Raw genomic sequence first — 977 nt, 5'->3', positions numbered from 1 at the left:
AAAGAAGTGGGTAGTTTAACCTTTCGGGGAGGACGCTCACCACTTTGTGGTTCATGACTGGGGTGAAGTCGTAACAAGGTAGCCCTAGGGGAACCTGGGGCTGGATCACCTCCTTATACGAAGATACCACGATGAGTGTCCACACAGATTGATTAGGTTTAGAAAAGCAAAGAGATGAAGAACTCCCAAGTTCTTCAAGGTTTGTTTCTACTTTTAAAAGTAGAATAAATTAGCAGTGTCCCGTTCGTCTAGAGGCCTAGGACACCGCCCTTTCACGGCGGTAACAGGGGTTCGACTCCCCTACGGGATACCATTGGGTCGTTAGCTCAGTTGGTAGAGCAGTTGACTTTTAATCAATTGGTCGCAGGTTCGAATCCTGCACGACCCACCATTCTTTCTCCGCGAAGGAATTAAAACTATCGTGGGCGATTAGCTCAGTTGGGAGAGCACCTGCCTTACAAGCAGGGGGTCACTGGTTCGAGCCCGGTATCGCCCACCATTCTCTAAATATTCTTGGAAGTTAAATCTCCAAACCACTTCTTATGTCGTTGGTTGGATTTTTCGACTGTGAGAGTCTTTAGAAAATGTGAATTTTAGAACACTGGTTCTTAAAGTCTCATGCTCTTTAACAATTTGGAAAGCTGACTGATTGATTACTTACGAGTAATTCAATCAAATTTAAAAGTTCTCAATGTTTATCTTTCATTAGATAAACACAACAAACACATTCAAGTGTCTTGTATTCGAATCAATGTTTACATTGATTCACAATTGAGTCCGGCAAACAGTTATCAAGAATTAACCCTTCTTGATGACAACCAAAAACCTTGGTTAGTTGCCATACGCTAAGACCCTTTCGGGTTGTATGGTTAAGTGACTAAGCGTACACGGTGGATGCCTTGGCAGTCAGAGGCGATGAAAGGCGTAATAACTTGCGATAAGCCCAGATTAGGTAGTAATAACCTTTTGAGTCTGGG

General features: G+C 43.2%; 3 tRNA genes and 2 rRNA genes. All 5 read left to right on the top strand.

From position 1 onward, the window contains the following. Positions 1-116, top strand: a 16S ribosomal RNA gene (locus tag L8S15_RS21710); the annotation flags it as partial. A gap of 121 nt (positions 117-237) precedes the next feature. Next, a tRNA-Glu gene (locus L8S15_RS21705) sits at positions 238-313 on the top strand. Between the two features lie 2 nt (positions 314-315). Beyond that, positions 316-391, top strand: a tRNA-Lys gene (locus tag L8S15_RS21700). A gap of 32 nt (positions 392-423) precedes the next feature. Beyond that, positions 424-499: transfer RNA gene (locus L8S15_RS21695), tRNA-Val, on the top strand. A gap of 368 nt (positions 500-867) precedes the next feature. Next, positions 868-977: ribosomal RNA gene (locus tag L8S15_RS21690) — 23S ribosomal RNA — on the top strand; the annotation flags it as partial.

Origin of the sequence: Vibrio sp. S/42/10, from assembly GCF_029890535.1 — a bacterium.
GTDB lineage: Bacteria > Pseudomonadota > Gammaproteobacteria > Enterobacterales > Vibrionaceae > Vibrio > Vibrio cyclitrophicus.
Note: the sequence above shows the minus strand (reverse complement) of the source record. Positions and strands in the feature narration are given on the sequence as shown.